16 protein-coding genes are annotated in these 15880 nt (G+C 42.2%); 9 read left to right on the forward strand and 7 right to left on the reverse strand.

The window, feature by feature from the left end; translation table 11 throughout:
- Nucleotides 1-9 precede the first annotated feature (9 nt).
- A complete protein-coding gene (argJ, locus tag ACMXYW_RS03585; RefSeq protein WP_415905240.1) occupies nucleotides 10-1230 on the forward strand; it encodes a bifunctional glutamate N-acetyltransferase/amino-acid acetyltransferase ArgJ in 1221 nt (406 codons plus the stop codon).
- Nucleotides 1230-2189 carry a Nudix family hydrolase gene (locus ACMXYW_RS03590; protein ID WP_415905241.1) on the forward strand — a complete coding sequence of 320 codons (960 nt, stop codon included), beginning with the start codon at nucleotides 1230-1232 and terminating at the stop codon, nucleotides 2187-2189. The genes argJ and ACMXYW_RS03590 overlap by 1 nt, the downstream gene beginning before the upstream one ends.
- On the opposite strand, the gene yacG is transcribed toward ACMXYW_RS03590, so the two are convergent.
- From yacG to pilB, 5 genes are all read right to left on the reverse strand, one after another.
- The gene (yacG, locus tag ACMXYW_RS03595; protein WP_415905242.1) at nucleotides 2167-2394 is read right to left on the reverse strand and encodes a DNA gyrase inhibitor YacG; all 228 of its coding nucleotides are present in this window, start codon (nucleotides 2392-2394) and stop codon (nucleotides 2167-2169) included. The two genes, ACMXYW_RS03590 and yacG, sit on opposite strands and share 23 nt — an antisense overlap.
- Nucleotides 2394-2996, reverse strand: a complete 603-nt coding sequence (gene coaE / locus ACMXYW_RS03600) for a dephospho-CoA kinase (RefSeq protein ID WP_415905243.1) — start codon at nucleotides 2994-2996, stop codon at nucleotides 2394-2396. The genes yacG and coaE overlap by 1 nt, the downstream gene beginning before the upstream one ends.
- 3 nt (nucleotides 2997-2999) lie before the next feature.
- Entirely contained in the window at nucleotides 3000-3848 is an 849-nt protein-coding gene (locus ACMXYW_RS03605) for a prepilin peptidase (RefSeq protein ID WP_415905244.1), read from the reverse strand.
- A 169-nt stretch (nucleotides 3849-4017) separates the two neighbouring features.
- Nucleotides 4018-5238, reverse strand: a complete 1221-nt coding sequence (locus ACMXYW_RS03610; protein WP_415905245.1) for a type II secretion system F family protein — start codon at nucleotides 5236-5238, stop codon at nucleotides 4018-4020.
- Nucleotides 5239-5254: 16 nt separating this feature from the next.
- Entirely contained in the window at nucleotides 5255-6970 is a 1716-nt protein-coding gene (gene pilB, locus ACMXYW_RS03615) for a type IV-A pilus assembly ATPase PilB (protein ID WP_415905246.1), read from the reverse strand.
- A gap of 248 nt (nucleotides 6971-7218) precedes the next feature.
- Here pilB and ACMXYW_RS03620 point away from each other — a divergent pair, with 248 nt between their 5' ends.
- Together ACMXYW_RS03620 and ACMXYW_RS03625 are read left to right on the forward strand one after the other, a co-directional pair.
- A complete protein-coding gene (locus ACMXYW_RS03620; RefSeq protein ID WP_415905247.1) occupies nucleotides 7219-7641 on the forward strand; it encodes a pilin in 423 nt (140 codons plus the stop codon).
- A 71-nt stretch (nucleotides 7642-7712) separates the two neighbouring features.
- Nucleotides 7713-8054 carry a hypothetical protein gene (locus ACMXYW_RS03625; RefSeq protein ID WP_415905248.1) on the forward strand — a complete coding sequence of 114 codons (342 nt, stop codon included), beginning with the start codon at nucleotides 7713-7715 and terminating at the stop codon, nucleotides 8052-8054.
- A gap of 84 nt (nucleotides 8055-8138) precedes the next feature.
- On the opposite strand, the gene nadC is transcribed toward ACMXYW_RS03625, so the two are convergent.
- Nucleotides 8139-8984 carry a carboxylating nicotinate-nucleotide diphosphorylase gene (gene nadC, locus ACMXYW_RS03630; RefSeq protein ID WP_415905249.1) on the reverse strand — a complete coding sequence of 282 codons (846 nt, stop codon included), beginning with the start codon at nucleotides 8982-8984 and terminating at the stop codon, nucleotides 8139-8141.
- Nucleotides 8985-9085: 101 nt separating this feature from the next.
- Between nadC and ampD the strand changes: the two genes are divergently transcribed.
- Nucleotides 9086-9631 carry a 1,6-anhydro-N-acetylmuramyl-L-alanine amidase AmpD gene (ampD, locus tag ACMXYW_RS03635; RefSeq protein ID WP_415905250.1) on the forward strand — a complete coding sequence of 182 codons (546 nt, stop codon included), beginning with the start codon at nucleotides 9086-9088 and terminating at the stop codon, nucleotides 9629-9631.
- Here the strand turns inward: ampD and ACMXYW_RS03640 are convergent, their stop codons facing one another.
- Entirely contained in the window at nucleotides 9632-10339 is a 708-nt protein-coding gene (locus ACMXYW_RS03640) for a 16S rRNA (uracil(1498)-N(3))-methyltransferase (RefSeq protein ID WP_415905251.1), read from the reverse strand.
- A 195-nt stretch (nucleotides 10340-10534) separates the two neighbouring features.
- Here ACMXYW_RS03640 and ACMXYW_RS03645 point away from each other — a divergent pair, with 195 nt between their 5' ends.
- The 4 genes from ACMXYW_RS03645 to ACMXYW_RS03660 all read left to right on the forward strand — a co-directional run bounded on the left by ACMXYW_RS03645 (nucleotide 10535) and on the right by ACMXYW_RS03660 (nucleotide 15879).
- Complete coding sequence (locus tag ACMXYW_RS03645) at nucleotides 10535-11932, forward strand: DUF4856 domain-containing protein (RefSeq protein ID WP_415905252.1); 1398 nt, start codon at nucleotides 10535-10537, stop codon at nucleotides 11930-11932.
- A 69-nt stretch (nucleotides 11933-12001) separates the two neighbouring features.
- Nucleotides 12002-12976: a sterol desaturase family protein gene (locus ACMXYW_RS03650; protein ID WP_415905253.1), complete on the forward strand. Its 975-nt coding sequence runs from the start codon at nucleotides 12002-12004 to the stop codon at nucleotides 12974-12976.
- 90 nt (nucleotides 12977-13066) lie between these two features.
- Nucleotides 13067-14119 (forward strand): Fe(3+) ABC transporter substrate-binding protein, encoded by a 1053-nt coding sequence (locus ACMXYW_RS03655; protein WP_415905254.1) that lies wholly within the window; start codon nucleotides 13067-13069, stop codon nucleotides 14117-14119.
- A 179-nt stretch (nucleotides 14120-14298) separates the two neighbouring features.
- Nucleotides 14299-15879 (forward strand): ABC transporter permease, encoded by a 1581-nt coding sequence (locus ACMXYW_RS03660; RefSeq protein ID WP_415905255.1) that lies wholly within the window; start codon nucleotides 14299-14301, stop codon nucleotides 15877-15879.
- The last annotated feature ends 1 nt before the right edge of the window (nucleotide 15880 follow it).

Raw genomic sequence — 15880 nt, forward strand, 5'->3', positions numbered from 1 at the left:
AGACAGAAAATGGCAGTCGGGCCAGCTACATTCCCAGAAAAAATGCACCCAGTTGCAGGGTTTAAATTAGGAACAGCTTCTGCAGGTATTAAAACTCTAGGTCGAAAAGATGTAGTGCTGATGGAGTTATGTGAAGAAGCTACTGTCGCAGGCGTTTTTACTTTGAATGCTTTTTGCGCAGCGCCGGTGCAGATTTCTAAAAAACATTTAGAGGCTGCGGCAACGCGATATTTTATCGTTAATACAGGTAACGCTAATGCGGGTACCGGTGAGGAAGGTTGGAATGATGCTATTACAACCTGTGAAGAGGTCGCTAAGCTTTGCGGTTCGGATGTTGAGGCGGTTCTTCCTTTCTCCACTGGGGTTATTGGTGAAAAGTTGCCTGTAGAGAAGTTAGTGTCAGCTTTGCCGGCAGCTAAAAGTGCTCTATCTGAATCAGGTTGGGATGAGGCTGCAGAAGGGATTTTAACCACTGATACACGAATCAAAGGCGCTAGTCGTCAATTTGAGTATCAAGGCAAGGTTGTAACTTTGACTGGTATTTCAAAAGGCTCAGGCATGATTAAGCCAAATATGGCGACAATGCTGGGCTATGTGGCAACAGATGCCCAAGTTGATGCTGATTTATTGAAAGTGCTACTTACTGATACAACCAATTGCTCCTTTAACCGTATTACGGTTGATAGTGATACATCTACAAATGATTCTTGTATGTTGGTTGCGACTGGGAAATCAGGTGTATCAGTTTCTGCGGAAGATAGTTCCCTACTAGCCTTATTTAAATCTGAATTGACGCAACTTATGCAAGACTTGGCGCATGCGATTGTGCGTGATGGCGAGGGAGCTACTAAGTTTGTGACAGTAAAAGTTGAGTCGGCTAAGACTCAGCAAGAGGCTTTGAAAACGGCTTTTGATATTGCTCACTCTCCACTGGTTAAAACGGCTTTATTCGCTTCAGATCCAAACTGGGGGCGTGTATTAGCGGTAGTTGGGCGTGCAGAGATAGAAAATTTAGATCTTAATGCGTTAGAGATCTATTTAGGCGATGTTTGTATCGTTAGTAAGGGTGGAAAAGACGCTACTTACACTGAAGAAGCTGGTCAAGCGGTTATGGATCAGGAAGAGATTTTAATCCGAGTTGTGCTTAATCGTGGTGACGTGTCAGAGACGGTATGGACTACGGACCTTTCCCATGATTATGTCAGCATCAATGCGGATTACCGTAGCTAATGGCTAATGAGGTTGTTCATGTCGCAGCGGCTGCTATCTGGAATGGTAAGCGTGAGTTGCTGATTGCGAAACGTCCTGATGATAAACATCAGGGCGGTTTGTGGGAGTTCCCCGGTGGTAAGGTTGAACCCGGAGAAACAGTGCTCGATGCTTTAAGCCGTGAGCTTGATGAAGAGTTGGGGATTAGACTTACCCAAGCAGAAAAGCTGATAAAGGTTCCTTATCATTATCCTGATAAATCAGTTTTACTCGATGTTTATAGTATTACTGCATTTGAGGGAGAGCCTTGGGGAAAGGAAGGGCAGCCAGTGCGTTGGGTGAAGCTTGATGAATTGGATGGATACGAGCTCCCCGCTGCAAATAAACCGATCTTGGATGCCTGTCTCTTACCGAAATCAATTGCTATAACGCCGTATCTTTCAGATCTTCAACAGCTTGAAGTATCTATTATGCGAGCAATAAAGGGTGGGGCTGAAGGTGTGCTCCTTCGAGCTCCGCTATTTGAGACTGATTCAGTAGCATTGGATAAAACAATTGATTTTATCAATGCTCAAGTGGATGCGGCCTCTGTGAGGGATGTTTTCTTTGCGGTAAATACTACGGTAGACATTGCGAATAAGATGGCTCTTGAGGCAGTTCATCTTTCAGTGAGTAATCTGGAAAAGTTGAATCATAGAGATGAGTTCACTGGGCGTTGGCTGGGTACATCCTGTCATAACGCTGATGAACTATCCGAAGCGATAGCTAAAGGGGTTGATTACGTAATGTTGTCACCAGTACAGCATACGCAATCACACCCTGGGGTAGAACCATTAGGTTGGAATGTTTTTTCCGAATTAGCTAAGTCTAGCTCGGTGCCTGTGTTTGCTTTGGGAGGCATGGATAAAGGCGATCTAGCGCTCGCTGTGGATAATGGTGCGCAAGGTATAGCGGCAATTAGTGCATGGTTGGAGGGATAGGCTGATCTTTGTCAATCTGTTCTTCCGTTTCGCCACTACTAAAATCGCTAGCAGCTTTTGATTCAGGTATTGAATATTCTTCGCTTGCCCAAGCACCTAAATCAATCATTTTGCAGCGCTCACTGCAGAAGGGTCTGAAAGGGTTGCTGCTGTCCCAGGCCTGCTCTTTTGAGCAGGTTGGGCATTTGATTTTTGTACTACTCATTATTTAGTTTCTTCCGCTAATCTACTAAGTTCTGTGTGCAGCTTATCAATTTGCTTCTTTAGGCTTTCTAGATCTGCATTGTTATCGATAACAATATTCGCTTTTTTTAATCGATCTTGGCGTGGCATTTGAGCTGCCATAATCGCTTTTATCTGATCTTCGCTAGCGCTATCGCGTTTAACAGTTCTTGTTAATTGTAACTCTTCTGAGGCGTCAACAACGATTATCGTCTCAACTAATTCGTGCTGGTCCGTTTCTAATAATAGCGGAGAGGAAAGAACTGCATAACTGCTCTTAGCATCATGTAATTGCTGTTTGATACTCTGACGAATAATCGGGTGTAGCAGCTGTTCTAGCCAAGTTTTGGCTGTGCTGTCGGTGAAGATTATTTTACGTAAAGCTGTACGATTTAATTCACCGCTCTCAGTGATAATATGACTGCCGAAGTGTTCGGATATCTTATATAGAGCCGGTTCACCTTTAGCGACAACTTCACGAGCGACTACGTCAGCATCAATAACTGTGATTCCAAACTCTTGTAAGCGGTCAGTTACAGCGTTTTTACCTGAGCCAATTCCACCAGTGATACCAACAATATGCATAAATCAGATTCTTATAAGTTGAAGGTAAATTGTCGTTAGCGTATCGCCCCATATCAGTGCTATCCAACCAGCAATAGCGAGATAAGGGCCGAAAGGGATAGGGTTTTGAGATGAATGATTTTTAAATAGCATCATGCCTATCCCAATGATTGCACCGACGAGGGAGCTTAAGAGGATGATAAGTGGTAATTGATATATTCCAGTCCAGGCTCCAAGGGCTGCGAGTAGTTTAAAATCACCGTACCCCATGCCTTCTTTGCCGGTTAGTAGTTTAAAGACCCAGTAGATTGACCATAAGCTGAGGTAGCCTGCCATCGCACCATATACCGCATGTTCTAGTGAGCTGAACAGATCAAAGCTATTAACCAATAAGCCTAGCCATAACAAAGGTAGAGTTAAACGGTCGGGAAGAAGTTGATGATCAATATCAATAAATATCAAGCAAACTAGCACCCATGTAAGTACTACGACGCTTAATCCAATAAGGTTAAAACCATAAATATAGACAGCGTACGCAGAGCAAACTGCTGTAAATAGTTCTACAAAAGGGTACCGAAAAGGGATATGAAGCCCACAAGATGAGCATTTTGCGCGAAGGAAAATCCAGCTGATAACAGGTATGTTTTCATACCAGCGGATTTTGTGCTGGCACTTAGGACAGGTGGATGCAGGTTCTGAGAGATTATAAGGTTCTTGGATTATATCAGAGTCACCATTAATTTCTTTTTCCCATTCTCTTTGCATCATAATGGGTAAGCGATGTATGACTACGTTTAAAAAACTACCGACACAAAGGGAGAATAAAAACGCGCAAGCGATAGCCAGCGCGGGGTCATTAATAATTGGAATCATAGTTTTAAACTTGAAATTTGCGTAGGAGGAGTAACTTCAATTAAATTTACTAGGATAAAAATGAAACCATCAAAGAGTTTTTCATAATTTATTGTAATCAGCACTTCATATATGGGTTATTCACCCTTTTATTAGAAAATTAAGAATAAACCAAAACTTCTATGTTGTGCTAAACAACGTTGCCTAATTGGAATATCGGAAGATACATGGCTATAACGAGTCCGCCAACTAAAACTCCAAGAACAGCCATGATAAGAGGTTCTAGTAAGCTAGATAAATTATCTACAGCGTTATCCACTAGTTCTTCATAAAAATCAGCAATCTTTTCTAACATCATCTCAAGTGAGCCGGCTTCTTCCCCGATTGCAATCATCTGAATAACCATATTGGGAAATATACCTGTCATGGTTACTGCATTTTGAAGGGATTGCCCTGTAGATACGCCATTTTTAATTTGTAAAATTGCATCCCTATATAGAGCGTTACCTGAAGCGCCTGCGGCAGACTCTAGAGCGTTGACTAAAGGAACCCCTGCTGCAAAAGTTGTAGCAAGCGTTCGTGCGAAACGGGCAATAGATGCATTGTGTAATATTTCACCAATAATGGGTATTTTTAGCATCGCTTTGTCAGTTCCGTCTCTAAATTTCTGAGATTTTTGTTTTGCTTTTTGGAATGAAAAGCCTATGGCAGCAACAATAAGGAAAGAGATCCACCACCATTCTTGTGCAACTTCAGATAAATTAATAACGAATTTAGTAAAGGCTGGGAGGTCTGCGCCAAAGCCTTTGAAAACATCTTCAAACTGAGGTACTACTTTTACAAGGAGGATAGCTGAAACAATTAGGCCGACAATTATTACAGCTGTTGGGTAAGTTAATGCTTTCTTTATTTTTGCCTTAAGTGATTCTAGCTTTTCTTTATAAGTTGCTATTCGATCTAGCATTGCATCTAATGCGCCCGATTGTTCGCCAGCATTCACTAAGTTGCAGTACAAATCATCAAAATGTTCAGGGTGCCGAGTCAATGAGGTTGAGAAATCTGTTCCGCTGTTTACGTCATTTTTAATTTCATAAACAATATCTTTTAGTTTTTGTTTTTCTATTCCTCCAGCAGTAATTTCTAGTCCTTGGAGTAATGGAACGCCCGAACGCATCATCGTAGCCATTTGACGGGTAAAGAAAGCAATGTCTACAGGCTTTATAGGCTTGTTTTTTGCGCTAAATAGGCCGGCAGATTGCTCTTTGGATATTTTAGAAGTTAAGATTCCTTGAGTGCGAAGTTGTGCTTTAGCTTGAGCTGCGCTGCTTGCATCTATCTTGCCTTTGCTTTTATTACCGCTTTTATCTTTCCCTTGCCAGGTGAAAGTATATAACTTGGCATTTTTAGCCATAAATTAATTCCCGTTATCAGGTCTTGATGACACGATTCATCTCTTCAAGACTGGTGATTCCTTCCGCGACTTTTTTCAAACCAGAGCGCCTAAGGCTCTGGAAATTCTGTGTTTCAGCTACTCTTAGTATATCTAGTGAGTTGCCATTCTCCATAATAACTTCAGCAATTTCTGGCGTCATAGGAAGCATTTCATAAATGCCTACTCGACCTTTATAGCCGCGATTGCACTTGCTGCAGCCATCATGGTTAGCCTCAAAGAGAGTTAGGTTATCAAGTTCTTCATTGCTAAAGCCTTCTTCTATTAGCGTTACTTCTGGAAGAGAAGTCGGTTTTTTGCAGCTTTCACATAAACGTCTACCTAATCGTTGAGCTATGATGAGACTAACCGATGTGGCTATATTAAATGCAGGAACCCCCATGTTTCGTAAACGAGTGAGTGTTTCTGGAGCGCTATTTGTATGTAGCGTGGATAATACCATGTGTCCTGTCTGGGCTGCTTTAATAGCTATTTCGGCCGTTTCAAGGTCTCGAATTTCACCAACCATTACTACGTCAGGGTCTTGGCGAAGGAATGCACGAAGAGCTTCCGCGAAATTTAAACCAACTTTGGCATTTACATGTACTTGGTTTATCCCTTCCAAGTTGATCTCAACAGGGTCTTCTGCAGTGGATATATTCCGTTCTTCAGTGTTGAGAATATTTAAGCCTGTATAAAGACTTACGGTTTTACCGCTTCCTGTTGGACCTGTTACTAATACCATGCCTTGTGGGCGATGAAGGGTTGTTAAATAAAGATCTTTTTGGAAATCTGCAAAGCCAAGAGCTTCGACTCCCATTTTTGCACTGCTCGGGTCTAGTATACGCAGTACAATTTTTTCACCCCATAGAGTGGGAAGAGTATTTACACGAAAATCTATGGCGCGTTTTTTAGATATTTTCATTTTAATGCGGCCGTCTTGGGGTACGCGCCTTTCAGAAATATCCATTTGCGACATTACTTTTAACCGAGCAGATAGTCTCGCTGCTAGATTGGAAGGGGGTTTGGCTACCTCTTGAAGGATACCGTCAATCCTAGAGCGAATTCGATAGCTTTTTTCATAAGGCTCGAAATGAATATCGGATGCACCATTTTTAATAGAATCTAAAAGGATTTTGTTAATAAAGCGCACGATAGGTGCATCTTTTGTGGCATCTTCTTCGGAATCTTGTTCTTCAGGCTCTGGAGCAGATCCGTCTGAAATTTCTAGATTATCTAGATCACTGTCTTCTAATTCATCTAAAGCAGAATCTTGCCCTTCTAAAAATGTTTCTATAGCCCGTGTAAGTTTGTCTTCTTCAACAATGATAGCTTCAGTTGTGATACCGCACTGAAACTTAAACTCATCTAATGCTTGTATATTTGTGGGGTCGGATATAGCAACGAATAGGCGGTTGTCACGTTTCTGTAAAGGTAGAGCGTGATGTTTCGAAATAAGAGAATCGTTAATTAGGCCTTGGGGCAAATTGGTTAGGTCTAGTGCATCCAAATCCAATAAAGGAATACCAAATTCTTCAGATGCTGCTGCGGCGGCTCTATATGCACTTACAAGGCGTTGTTCAATGACATATGAAATAAAGGTTTGCTGCTTTTCTCTTGATTGAAGATAAGCCTCTGCTGCAACTTCAGCTGAACATACACCTTCATTAACCAGTCGTTTTGCTAGTCCACTTAATGGTTGGCTAGGTTGCAAAGTGTGACTCCCGTCTCATTCCATGACACCAATTTTGATTACTAAAACTAACGAATCAGTGATAAATAGCCCAGATCTATTTTTTTACAGTGATAGCCCACTTAAAATAGCATTTGCATAGCAGTTTGAAAATGCGCTATATAAGTATTATGAAATAAAATCGGATAGGTCACTGGCGTGTTTTGAAAAATACGCTACAATCAAAGGACTTGGTGATACCAAGGATTTTTATTCGCTGGAGAAAAAAAATGAAAAAAGTACAACAAGGTTTTACCTTAATTGAATTAATGATCGTGGTTGCCATCATTGGTATTTTGGCTGCAATCGCATTGCCTGCATATCAAGATTATACGCTTCGCTCAAAACTATCTGAAGTTGTTGCATTGTCTGGTGGTAACAAAGTAGCTATTGAGGAGTATTACCACATAAATGCTGCACTTCCTACTTCTACTGCAGCCATCACCGGTTGGGATGCTACTATGGAAGGCTCTCATGTGGGTCAAGTGAACGTGACGTTGGTGTCTAGCGCGATTAACAATACTCTTGCTACTGCAATGGACGACACTGCAGGTGCTGACGTAGTAATTCTAACGCCTACTCCTTCTCAAGGTAATGTGACTTGGGAAATTACTTGTACTGGGATTTCTGACGCTCGTTGCCCTAGCCGATAAGATCAGTCGTATCTTTTAAAAAAAGAGGGTGTTACCCTCTTTTTTTGTTTTTAAAGAACCTAAAAATAGAAATGAAACGAAATATAATAATTATTCTAATCGCGGCATGTGTTGGTGTGACTTGGTATATCGCCAATACAACTGAAAGGCTCACCCCTCAAATTAAAAGCGCTGCAGAAAACGCTATTCTCGAACAGCCAGAATTTCCTGCACGTCCTGTTTGGTGGCATGATGATTCAGTGATGGCTGTTGGTATTGTTCCGGGCAGCGTTAATCCTCACCATGCGGCATCTAAGGCTTGTGAAATCATTAAAGCCAAAGGTGTGACGACTGCCATTGTAGAGATCTATGATGTGGTCAAGATTCAGAAAGAAGATGATTGGGATCAGCTAGCCGCAGATAGTTGCCAGTAATCGATCAATTTTAAGTGTTATTTAAAATGAAAAAGGCTGCATATGTGCAGCCTTTTTTCATTCAAGAATAATGTAATCTGGGCATTAATCTTCAATTAGGCGCATAGATAGATCTACTGCTTGGCAGTGCTTAGTCAACGCGCCGATAGAAATATAATCCACACCTGTTTCTGCGATAGGGCGTAAGGTTTCATCGGTAATACCTCCAGAGGCTTCAAGCTTGGCAATACCGCGAGTTAGCTTAACAGAGTCTCTCATCGCTTCTAACGAGAAGTTATCCAGCATAATGATATCTGCACCGGCTTCTAGCGCTTGATGAAGTTCTTCCATCGTTTCCACTTCAACTTCGACGGGTTTGCCAGGCTCATTTGATTTGGCTGTGGCAATTGCGGCGTCGATACCACCACAGGCCATAATATGGTTCTCTTTAATCAAGAAAGCGTCGAATAAGCCAATTCGATGGTTATAGCAGCCACCACAGGTAACGGCATATTTCTGGGCAAAGCGAAGGCCTGGAAGCGTTTTGCGAGTATCAAGCAGTTTTACCGTTGTGCCAGCTACTTTGTCCGCATAGAACTTACTAACAGTAGCTGTGCCTGAAAGCGTTTGTAGGAAGTTTAAAGCCGCGCGCTCTGCTGTTAGGAGGTTTCTAGCAGAACCTTTGGCCCAGAAAAGTACTTGGTCGCGTTGAACGATGTCACCATCATCAACTTGCCAGTCTAGCTCTAGTTCAGGGTCTACTTGGCGAAAAACTTCATTTACCCAGTCGACACCACAGACAACTGCTTCTTGGCGGCTGATGATGCGAGCGGTTGCGGTTTGTTCAGCAGGAATAAGTTGTGCGGTAATATCGCCACTGCCTATATCTTCCTGTAAAGCGTAACGAACGGCGTCTGGGATAAGGTGCTGAATTTCTGCGCGGGTCAACATAGTCGGTCCTGATTGAAAATGTGTGAGGCTTGGCTTTTACAAATGGGCCTCTGATAATATGCAGATTCTATCGAAATAGATCTAGAGCGGGTAGGGTATAAATGAATATTGCAGGTCAAAACTGGCACAAAGGGGTAGAGGTTGTGCCTTCGCCGAATTTTAATGAGCGCCCAGACTCTAACGATATTTCGTTGTTGGTTATCCACAACATTAGTTTGCCTCCGGGTAAGTTTGGTGGTGGCTACATTCAGCAATTTTTTCAGAACAAGTTAGACGTGACGATCGATCCTTTTTTCGAAGAGATAAAAGATCTTCAAGTATCTGCTCATTTCCTAATTGAGCGAAGTGGTCATATTGTCCAATTTGTGCCAACCGGCTGTAGAGCTTGGCATGCTGGCGTATCTATCTTTAAAAGTAGAGATAATTGTAATGATTTTTCGATAGGCATAGAGCTAGAGGGAACGGATGTAGATCCTTATTCGGATGATCAGTACAACGCTTTAGCTGCTCTTACTAAACAACTACGTGATCTGTATCCCAAGATAGAGCTGAATAGGATTGTTGGGCATTCTGATATAGCCCCTGAGCGTAAAACTGACCCTGGTCCAGCATTTGACTGGCAAAGATATCGAAAACTATTGGACTAATTAGACGGGAAATAGTTTTGCCAGCAAGACCGGTACTGCATTTTCGACTCTTAAGATGCGCTCGCCAATATGGATTGATTTGAATCCGCATTGATTGAGTTTATCGACTTCGTATTCAATAAAGCCGCCCTCAGGGCCAATCGCTAGGGTTGTGGGGATTGCTTCTGGTTCTGGGCACCTATTGGCATTATAAGGATGAGCAATTAAAGAGCGTGTTTTTTTCGCGATCTCTGGAAGTTCATCTTCGACAAAAGGCTTGAAGCGTTTGCGTAAATGAACCCTCGGCATAATCGTATCGCCAGCTTGTTCTAGGCCAAGTGTTAACTGCTCTTCTATTTGATTAAGTATTGGCGTGCTCCAATAACTCTTATCTACTCGATAGGAATTAATCAGATAAAGCTCTTTTACGCCCATGGCTGAGACAGTTTGTAGTATCCGTTTCAGCATTTTAGGTCTGGGTAAGGCTAATATTAAGGTTAGAGGTAACGCGGCTGGAGGTTGTTTTTCTAGCGATACCTTGAGCGTTACAGCGCTGTTATTGAGCTCTAAAACTTCCCCTTTGCCTATTTGCCCATTGAGAAGACCTACATTTAGCAGTGCTCCAATCTCAGGTTTGTGTACTGAGCGGATATGTTCAAAACGATGATCTGTTAAAACCACGCTATCGCTAGCAACAAAGTCAGTTTTATTAATTAGTATTAGATTCATGGGGTTATCAGGTAAAGGGAAGAGGCTAGAGTGTACCGGTCTCGGGTATTTAAGGCTAATTTTAACTCTAATCAAAAAAATAGATGTTTATCTAAATGAGAATGTTTATCTGTAGCGTTATCTTTTGGCGTGTGATATCTTTGCGCCATCTTGTATAAGCGATCAATATTCTGTGAATCCATGAAGGGGGTTTCTGTGAAGCTTAAAGTTCTTGTTGCTAGTGTTGCTATGGTTACTGCACTAGGTGCTAATGCGGCTCAAAATTACGACAATTTCCCTGTAACTCTAAAAGGTTACAAAGGTGATGCTACTAATTCTGTTGCGTACACGGGTCAGGCTGCACGTCAGGTTCTTCACACTTCTTTGAAAAAATTGGCAGGCCAAGGTAACGGTCAGCCAAATGCCGAACTTAAAGCAAAAATGCTTGCTTACTACGAAGGTAAAGATGCTGGTCGTGAGATCCTTTCTCCGGCAACTAAAGGCGGCTTCGTAGTAGCAGAGACTTCTGTAGACGAAATTTCTAAAGGCAAAAACCTATCCGGTAAAACGTTTAAAGGTGCTGTACCAGGCTGGCCTGGTAACATGACAGGTCCCGAAGTAATTACTTTCATGATCGAGAAAGCAGCAGCTTCTGACAAAGGTTATGACCCTCTAACAGGTTACGACTACCGTCAGCTTATCTCTAAATTCGCAATGGGTGCAGTATTCTACAATCAGGCTGTAGATAACTACCTAGATGAAAAGCTAGATGCTGACAAAAAACCAAACAACAAGCCTTACAAAGAAGGTAAGCATTACACAGGTAAAGAGCACGCTTGGGACGAAGGCTTTGGTTACTTCGGTGCACCAGCGAATACGCTTAACCTGACAGCAGAAGATGTTTACAACATCGCTAAGCAGAAAGAAGGTGCGCTTGCTAAAGCTGACTTCAACAAAGACGGTAAAGTATCTCTTTACAATGAGATGACTTACGCTCATGCATACTACGCGGCTGGCTTCGATAAAGGCGGTAAAACAACTTACCTGCATAACATCATGCAAGCTTTCGTTGATGGTCGTCAGTTGATTACTGATGCTAAAGGTGAAGTGCTAACTGATAAACAGCGTACAGAGCTTAAAGCTCACGCAGCGACTATTGCTGATAACTGGGAAATGGTTATCGCAGAAGCTGTATTCAAATACGCAGGCTCTACTTACAAAGACCTTAAAGAGATCAACAAGCTAGTTGAAACTAACGGCGATGTTGCTCCTGCATTCCGTGCTTACGCTAAGCACTGGGGTGAGTTGAAAGGTTTCGCACTAGCACTTCAAACAGGTAATAAAAACCTTGGTGAAACGGCTGTTAAACTTAACCGTTTGATCGGTTTCAGCCCTGTATTGCTGGGTAATACGCAAGTTGTTGGTCTAGACGACAAAGGTAACTACATCCAAGCGTCTTCTGGCGACATGAAGCAGTACATGCTACACATGCTTAAAGTTCAGCAGTTGATGGTTGATCAGTTTGGCGTTAAAGCGCGTAACAAAGATGTTCTTGGTGACATGGGCGCTCTAGCTGACAAACTAGGTTCTGGCGGTTACGTAGAAAACGACTAATTCGCTACAGAGCAATTGATAAAAGCCAGCCTTGCTAACAGGGCTGGTTTTTTTGTATTTGAGGGGGCTATGCTCGAGATCTTTTCTGAATTCTATAATTCAGTGCTAGCGGACTTTACCAATAGTAAAAAACGCGTCTATTGGGGCTACTTGTTAGCAGCTCTTGTTATTGCTGTCGTTTGGTTGGTTCAAACTAAACGAGTCTCTTTTGCTAAAGCGATTTCGATTATCTTTAGCGCCAAGGTTTGGTGGTCGCAATCAGCGAAAGCTGATTACCTTATTTTTCTGATCAACAAGTTCTCTTTTTTATTTATAGCGCCTTTGCTGTTAACACATGCGGTTGTTTTCGAATGGCTGTTTTTTAAATTTCATGAGTGGTGGGGTTATCAATCAGTTGGTAATGACTGGCCACTATGGACTATAACTGCACTATTCACATTCAGTTACTTTATCCTGAATGACTTCTCCCGTTTTTTTGTACACAAGCTTCTGCATGAAGTACCGTTTTTGTGGGAGTTTCATAAAGTCCACCACTCCGCCCGGGTCTTAACACCCATCACTGTATTTCGCACCCATCCGGTTGAAGGCATTCTGTTTGCGTTTCGATCGATATTTGTTCAAGGTTTTTTAATCGCAGTATTTACATTCCTGTTCGGTGATCGTGTTGATCTATTTATGTTTTACGGTGTGGTTGTAACGACCTTTCTATTTAATGTGCTGGGATCTAATTTACGTCATTCCCAGATAGCGATCGGTTATTGGAAAGAAGTAGAGCGATGGCTGATCTCGCCTGCGCAGCATCAGATCCATCATTCAACCTTGCCCAAGCATTTTGATAAAAACTATGGGGTTATCTTGGCGATTTGGGATCGCTGGACAGGTACTTTGGTTCATTCTGAACGAGATCAGGAATTAGAGTTTGGTATTTCTAGAAAAGTAGAGGCGAATGAGCAAAATGTTCTCTATCTTTATTTTCAGCCGTTTAAATCTCTATTTAGTCGCTTAAGGCAAATATCGAAGCCAAAAGTAGCAAATGATAATTGAATAGATATATATCAATGATAACGGTTATCGTTTATGATTCTATTCTTACTTTAAGACACGTTTTGTATTGTTGAGTGTTGAGGTTTTTTAATGAAGATAAATGCTTTAGCTAAGATTGTTTCCTCTGTTGGTGCTGTTGCTGCTGTCACTGTATCCGCTTTATTGCCCACATCTGCTTTTGCTCAAGAAGCCGGTGTTGTAAATGTTTATTCAGCACGTAAAGAAGCCTTGATTAAACCGCTTCTAGATCGTTTTACAGATGAAACAGGTATCAATGTAAACCTTGTTACAGGTAAAGCTGATGCGCTTTTAAAGCGCCTTGAGGTAGAAGGTAAAGCAAGCCCTGCTGACCTGTTTGTGACGGTTGATGCTGGTCGTTTACACCGCGCTAAGAGTGCTGGTGTTCTTCAGGTGTCAGGAAGCGACACCCTAAATAAAGTTATTCCGCAAAGTCTTAAAGATGCTGATGGCTATTGGTATGGCATGTCACAGCGTGCAAGAACGATCTTTTACGTAAAAGGTAAAGTTGATCCTTCAGAGTTGTCTACTTATGAAGATCTAGCTGATCCAAAATGGAAAGGGCGTATCTGTGTTCGTTCTTCCAATAATATTTATAACCAATCCTTAGTTGCTTCTATGATCGATGCTATTGGCGTAGAGAAAACTGAAGCTTGGGCTAAAGGTTTAGTGAAAAACTTTGCGAAGCCGCCTTCAGGTGGTGATACTGATCAGCTAAAAGCTGCAGCAGCAGGCGTATGTGATATCGCCTTAGCAAATACTTACTATTTTGGTCGTTTGTTAAATAGCGAAAATGCTGAAAAGAAAGCAATTGGAGCTAAATTGGCAGCGTTTTGGCCAAACCAAGCTGACCGTGGTGTTCACATGAACGTTAGTGGCGCAGGTGTAACTATGCATGCTCGTAATGTTGAAAATGCTGTGAAGCTAATGGAATTTATGGCCTCTGATCAGTCTCAAGCTTGGTATGCAGAGGTGAATAACGAATATCCTGTCGTAACGACTGCTAAAGTGTCTGACACGTTGGCTGGGTTGGGTGAATTTACTGCTGACGATATTGTGTTGAGCAAACTGGGTGAAAATAACCGTAGCGCAGTTGAATTAATGGATCGCGCAGGTTGGAAGTGATCTATTTTACTATCAAGTAATTGTTTATTAAGTGATAGAATAGCTTGACCTAAGCGCCTGTAGAGAAGTCTTACAGGCGTTTTCTGTTTTTTCAGAGTCTTTAAAAAAGAATGCTTGCAGTTAAATTCAAACAATTTGGACAAAATTGGCTTGCGACGAGTTCTTTCGTCGTGACCTTTATGTTGCTACTGCCAATTGCTGTGATCGTTGGATTTGTTTTTAACGGCTCTGCTGATGTTTTCTCTCATCTATACAACACGGTCCTCGCTGATTACGTCAGTAATTCATTACTACTCATGCTCGGTGTGGGGTTTGGTGTTCTTCTTTTAGGTATCCCAACCGCTTGGCTCACAAGCGTATGCGAATTCCCTGGGCGTAAATTGTTTGCGTGGGCTTTACTACTGCCTTTAGCGGTCCCTGCTTATATCATTGCTTACACTTATACAGGCTTATTGGATTATGCTGGTCCAGTGCAAACTCTAATCAGAGATATCACTGGACTTGGTTACGGCGAGTATTGGTTTTTTGAAGTTCGCTCTTTAGGTGGAGCGATCGTGATGCTGGCTTTAGTGTTGTATCCGTATGTATATCTATTAAGCCGTGCAGCCTTTCTTGAGCAATCCGCTAGTACTTTGGAAGTCAGTCGAACTCTCGGCTATAACCAGTGGCAAGGCTTGTTTAAATTGGCTTTACCTTTAGCGCGCCCTGCAATCATAGCTGGCTTAACTTTGGCGTTGATGGAGACATTGGCTGATTATGGCACCGTGCAGTATTTTGGTGTTAGTACCTTTACTACCGGTATTTTTCGTACCTTTTATGGCTTTGGTGACTCCGCTGCTGCCGCTCAGTTGGCAGCTTTTCTACTTGGATTTGTAGCGCTTCTAGTTTTAGTCGAAAAATATTCTCGTCGTAAAGCGCGGTACCACTCTTCAGCAGAATATAAAGCTAAGGCAAAATTAATCGAGCTGAAAGGCGGCAAAGCATTTTTTGCTTTTGCCGTATGTTTATTTCCAGTTCTATTTGGTTTTCTTATTCCAGCAGGTTTGCTTGGATTTTGGAGCTTTACACAGGCAGATCTATCGGATGGTGATTTTGTCGAGTTAGCTTGGAACTCTTTCTATTTAGCATTTTTAGCTGCCTTGATTGCTGTAGGCTTTGCGCTATTGCTAGCTTATGCTGGTCGCTTAACGCCAAGTAAAGGTGTGCGTTTCTCTATTGCGACCGCAGGTATGGGCTATGCTCTACCAGGAACGATTATCGCTATAGGAGTTATCATCCCATTTGCGTGGATGGATCACCAACTAATCGCGGCTGCCAAGAATTGGTTCGATATTGATTTAGGGTTGGTCCTCTCGGGGACGATTGTCGCGCTATTATTTGCTTATACTGTTCGCTTCTTAGCCGTCTCTCTGGGCGCGATTCAGAGTGGCTTAGGAAAGATAAAACCGAGTCTAGATGGCGCTGCGCGCACTTTGGGTTGTACGCCTTTACAAGTATTAAAACAAGTACATGTGCCTTTGATGCGTAGTTCTGTATTAACTGCGCTTCTTATTGTTTTTGTCGATGTTTTAAAAGAGCTACCAGCGACTCTTATATTGAGGCCCTTCAACTTCAACACGCTGGCTGTTAGAGCGTTTGAGTTAGCGTCAGATGAAAGATTGATAGATGCAGCGCCAGCGTCACTTCTCATAGTGGCAGTAGGTCTATTACCGGTGATTTTACTAAGCCGCTCAATATCTAAAGGGCGTGCAGGAAACTAAT

The sequence above is a fragment of the Neptuniibacter sp. QD48_55 genome (assembly GCF_047778115.1).
In the GTDB taxonomy this organism is placed as follows: domain Bacteria; phylum Pseudomonadota; class Gammaproteobacteria; order Pseudomonadales; family Balneatricaceae; genus Neptuniibacter.

Excerpts from the sequence above, each read along its gene's own strand:
- argJ (WP_415905240.1), top strand. The coding sequence starts at position 10 with ATGGCAGTCGGGCCAGCTACATTCCCAGAAAAAATGCACCCAGTTGCA.
- ACMXYW_RS03590 (WP_415905241.1), top strand. The coding sequence starts at position 1,230 with ATGGCTAATGAGGTTGTTCATGTCGCAGCGGCTGCTATCTGGAATGGT.
- yacG (WP_415905242.1), bottom strand. The coding sequence starts at position 2,394 with ATGAGTAGTACAAAAATCAAATGCCCAACCTGCTCAAAAGAGCAGGCC.
- coaE (WP_415905243.1), bottom strand. The coding sequence starts at position 2,996 with ATGCATATTGTTGGTATCACTGGTGGAATTGGCTCAGGTAAAAACGCT.
- ACMXYW_RS03605 (WP_415905244.1), bottom strand. The coding sequence starts at position 3,848 with ATGATTCCAATTATTAATGACCCCGCGCTGGCTATCGCTTGCGCGTTT.
- ACMXYW_RS03610 (WP_415905245.1), bottom strand. The coding sequence starts at position 5,238 with ATGGCTAAAAATGCCAAGTTATATACTTTCACCTGGCAAGGGAAAGAT.
- ACMXYW_RS03620 (WP_415905247.1), top strand. The coding sequence starts at position 7,219 with ATGAAAAAAGTACAACAAGGTTTTACCTTAATTGAATTAATGATCGTG.
- ACMXYW_RS03625 (WP_415905248.1), top strand. The coding sequence starts at position 7,713 with ATGAAACGAAATATAATAATTATTCTAATCGCGGCATGTGTTGGTGTG.
- nadC (WP_415905249.1), bottom strand. The coding sequence starts at position 8,984 with ATGTTGACCCGCGCAGAAATTCAGCACCTTATCCCAGACGCCGTTCGT.
- ampD (WP_415905250.1), top strand. The coding sequence starts at position 9,086 with ATGAATATTGCAGGTCAAAACTGGCACAAAGGGGTAGAGGTTGTGCCT.
- ACMXYW_RS03640 (WP_415905251.1), bottom strand. The coding sequence starts at position 10,339 with ATGAATCTAATACTAATTAATAAAACTGACTTTGTTGCTAGCGATAGC.
- ACMXYW_RS03650 (WP_415905253.1), top strand. The coding sequence starts at position 12,002 with ATGCTCGAGATCTTTTCTGAATTCTATAATTCAGTGCTAGCGGACTTT.
- ACMXYW_RS03655 (WP_415905254.1), top strand. The coding sequence starts at position 13,067 with ATGAAGATAAATGCTTTAGCTAAGATTGTTTCCTCTGTTGGTGCTGTT.
- ACMXYW_RS03660 (WP_415905255.1), top strand. The coding sequence starts at position 14,299 with ATGTTGCTACTGCCAATTGCTGTGATCGTTGGATTTGTTTTTAACGGC.